The sequence below is a fragment of the Streptomyces sp. NPDC047017 genome (genome assembly GCF_040644175.1).
Classification (GTDB): domain Bacteria; phylum Actinomycetota; class Actinomycetes; order Streptomycetales; family Streptomycetaceae; genus Streptomyces.
Map to the genome: position 1 here is coordinate 1 of NZ_JBEYVW010000045.1, position 4,450 is coordinate 4,450.

The 4,450-nt window shown below is 68.4% G+C and carries 1 protein-coding gene; it reads right to left on the minus strand.

The window, feature by feature from the left end; translation table 11 throughout:
- On the minus strand, positions 1-4,450 hold a 4,450-nt coding region (locus ABZ858_RS37050; protein ID WP_361389383.1), incomplete at both ends, for an amino acid adenylation domain-containing protein.

Below are 4,450 nucleotides of genomic sequence, written 5' to 3' on the forward strand. Positions count from 1 at the left end.
CGGAACTCATCACCGGCAAGAACACTGACACTCCGGATCCGCTGGTCGGGGTCGCCCGTGACGGTGTCGAGGAGCCGGGACAAGCGGTCCGCGAGCTGCTCGACGGTGGCGCGCTCGAACAGATCAGTGCGGTAGTCAAGCCGCCCCGCGAGACCGGCCGGTACGCCGTCGGCCGTGTGTGTCTCTCCCAGGCCGAACGACAGGTCGAACCTGGCCGCCATCTCGCCGGCAGCTTCTGGCTGCGTCTGGAGGCCGGGCAGGTCGAGGTCCGGTTGCGCGTTGTTGTGGAAGGTGAGCATGACCTGGAACAGGGGGTGGTGGGCCATGGAGCGTGCCGGGTTGAGGATCTCCACCAGCCGCTCGAACGGCACGTCCTGATGGACGAACGCGGCCAGGTCCGCTTCCCGGACCCGTTCGAGGACTTCACGGAAGGTCGGGTCGCCCGACAGGTCGGTCCGCAGGACCAGCGTGTTCACGAAGAACCCGACGAGATCGTCGAGGGCGTCGTCGGTACGGCCGGCGATGGGTGTCCCGATCGGGATGTCCTCCCCGGCGCCCATCTTGGACAACAGGACCGCCAGCGCCGCCTGCACGGTCATGAACACGCTGGCGCCGCAGGAACGGGACAACTCCACCAGCCGCGCGTGCACCTCCGCCGACACACGGATCTCCACAGAGTCACCCTCGTGCGAGGCGATCGCGGGGCGGGGGTGGTCGACCGGCAGATCCAGCTCTTCAGGAAGATCAGCCAAAGCCTGCTTCCAGTAAGCGACCTGGGCGGCGATCACACTGTCCGGATCACTTTCGTCGCCGAGAACCTCGCGCTGCCACAGCGTGTAGTCGGCGTACTGCACCGGCAGCTCTTTCCATGCCGGCGCGTGTCCCCCGCAACGGGCGGCATACGCCTGCGAGAGATCCCTCGCCAGCGGCGCCATCGACCAGCCGTCCGCCGCGATGTGGTGCACCACCATCACGAGCACCCACTCGCCGGGAGCGTCCGTCACCTCCAGCAGACGCACCCGCCACGGCAGATCCCGCTCCAGATCGAACCCGGCACCCGTCACCTCCGCCACCACCGCAGCAACGTCACCAGCCGAGACGGCCTCCACGACGATCTCGGGAACACCCCCGGCGCCCTGTCTGATCTCCTGCCGCGGCTCCCCGTCCACCTGCGGGAAGACCGTGCGCAGGCTCTCGTGCCGGCCCGCGACGTCCGCCAGCGCAGCCCGCAGCGCCTCCACGTCCAACGCACCCGTCAAACGCAGCACGAGCGGAATGTTGTACGCCGCCGAAACACCCTCGAGCTGACCCAGGAACCACAGACGGCGCTGCGCGAACGACACCGGAACAACCTCCGGCCGCACCCACCGCCCCAACGGCTCCCGCACCCGACCACCCTCACCGAGCCGATCCACCAACCCCGCCACGGTCGAGGCCTCGAACAACGACCGGATACTCACCTCCACCCCGAGGACCGTCCGGATCCGGCTCACCAGCCGCGTCGCCAACAGCGAATGCCCGCCCAACTCGAAGAAACCGTCATCGACCGACACCGACTCCACGCCCAGGACCTCGGCGAACAGCCCGCACAGGATCTCCTCCCGCGGCGACCGCGGTGCCCGCCCCGACCCGTCCGAGGTGTACTCGGGAGCCGGCAGCGCCCGCCGGTCCAGCTTCCCGTTCGGTGTCAACGGCAACGCATCGAGGGTGACGAACGCCGAGGGCACCATGTAGTCCGGCAGCCGCTCCGCCACGTGCCGACGCAGGACGGCAGCGTCGAAGTCCACAGTCGTAGGCACGACATAGGCGACCAGGCGCTTGTCGCCGGGCTGGTCCTCCCGCACGATCACCGCCGCCTGGGCGACCTGCCCATGCCCAGCCAGAACGGCCTCGACCTCACCCGGCTCGATACGGAAACCCCGCACCTTCACCTGCGCATCAGCACGCCCCACGAACTCCAGCACACCGTCCGACGACCACCGCACCACATCCCCGGTCCGATACATCCGCGAACCCGCCACCGTGGCGAACGGATCCGCAACAAACCGCTCCGCCGTCAAACCCGCACGCCCCAGATACCCTCGCGCCAGCTGAGCACCCGCGACGTACAGCTCACCCGCCACACCCACCGGAACCGGCGACAACGCGCCATCCAGCACATACACCCGCGTATTGGCGATCGGCCGCCCGATCGGAACTGCATCCGGCATTTCATCATCGGTGTACCACGAGGTTGCATAGACGGTGGCTTCGGTGGGGCCGTAGCAGTTCGCCATGCGGGCTGCGGGGAAGGCCGAGCGGATCTTCTTGGCAACGATCGGCGAAATCGCCTCACCCGCCATGACGACTGTTGCCGCGTCCGTTGCCGGTGCACGGTCCAGGAGGCTGGAGAAGACCGAAGGAACGCCGCTTGCCAACGGCCTGTCGGTGTCCTCGGCGGCTTCGTCCCCGAATGCAAGCAGGTCTCGGATCACGTGGACCCTACCGCCGGCGAGCAACGGAGCGATGATTTCGAACACGGACACGTCGAAGTTGAGCGACGTCGAGGCGCAGACCTCCTCCAGTCGGTCCGTACCGAGCCCATCGGCAGCCCACGAGGCGAGGTTCACCACGCTGCGGTGCTCGACCATCACGCCCTTCGGCCTTCCCGTGGACCCGGACGTGTAGATCACGTACGCGGGGTGGGAGGGCAGCAGCGGAGACAGACGGTCTCCGTCGGACAGGTCTGCGCTGTCCCGGCCTGCTACGGCCTGCACAACGTCGGGGTTGTCGAGCAGCAGGTGCGGTGTGGCGGCGTCCTGAGGGAACAGGGCCGCGGTGGCCGCTTCCGTCAGGAGCAGCACGGGTTCGGCGTCCGCGAGCATGTACGCGATCCGGTCCGCCGGGTACTCCGGATCCACCGGCACATAACCCGAACCGCTCTTCAGGACGGCGAACAGCGCAACCAACAGGTCGGCCGACCTGGGCAGCGCGATGGCGATGAGCTTCTCCGGACCCGCACCGCACGCCACCAGATGACGGGCCAGACGATTCGCCCGGGCATTCAGCTCCGCATACGTGAGCCGTGCTGTGCCACTGACCACGGCGACAGCGTCGGGAGTACGCGCCACCTGGGCCTGGAAGAGCTCGGGCAGCGTCCCGTGCGGGACGTCACGCGCAGTTGCGTTCCAGTCGGTCAGGATCCGGTGTCGCTCCTCGGCACCGACCGCACTGACGGAACGGATCCGCGCATCGGGATCGGCGGTGACGGCTTCCAGGACGTGCACCACACGGTCCGCGAGTTCTCGGACCGTGTTCTCCGCAAACAGATCCGTGCGGTAGTCCAGCTGCCCTTGCAGTCCTGCGGGTGCTCCGTTCTCGTCGTGGAGTTCACCCATGCTGACGGACAGGTCGAACTTGGCTACCGCGCCTTCCACCTGTTCTCCGCGAACGGTCAGACCGGGCAGGTCCAGGTCCGGCTCGGCGACGTTCTGGAAGGCGAGCATGACCTGGAACAGGGGGTGGCGGGCCATGGAGCGTGCCGGATTGAGGATCTCCACGAGCCGCTCGAACGGCACGTCCTGATGGGCGTACGCCGCCAGGTCCGCCTCCCGGACCCGTTCGACAACGTCCCGGAACGTCGGGTCGCCCGACAGGTCGGTCCGCAGGACCAGCGTGTTCACGAAGAACCCGACCATGTCATCCAGGGCGTCGTCGGTACGCCCCGCGACCGGCGTCCCGATCGGGATGTCCTCCCCGGCACCCATCTTCGACAACAGGACCGCCAGCGCCGCCTGCACCGTCATGAACACACTCGCCCCGCAGGAACGGGACAGCTCCACCAGCCGGGCATGCACCTCCGCCGGCACACGCAGATCCACCGCAGCACCCTCATGCGACGCGACGGCAGGACGCGGGTGGTCGACCGGAAGCTCCAACTGCTCCGGAAGATCAGCCAAAGCCTGTTTCCAGTAGGCGACCTGGGCGGCGATGACACTGTCCGGGTCGTCCTCGTCGCCGAGGAGCTCGCGCTGCCACAGCGTGTAGTCCGGGTACTGCACCTTGAGCGGCCGCCACTCCGGAGCACGCCCCTGGCAGCGCGCCGCGTAAGCCTGCGAGAGATCCCTCGCCAGCGGCGCCATCGACCAGCCGTCCGCCGCGATGTGGTGCACCACCATCACGAGCACCCACTCGCCGGGAGCGTCCGTCACCTCCAGCAGACGCACCCGCCACGGCAGATCCCGCTCCAGATCGAACCCGGCCGAAGCCACCTCGGTCACCGCAGCAGTGACCTGGTCGGTGACCACGGCCTCGGCACGGACCTCTGGAGCGCCCTCGACGGGGTCGAGGACGTGCTGGCTCGGCTGGCCGTCAGCGCTCTGGCGGAACACGGTGCGCAGGCTCTCGTGCCTGCCGGCGACATCCGCGAGCGCGGCCCGGAGCGCCTCCACGTCCAGCTCACCCGTCAACC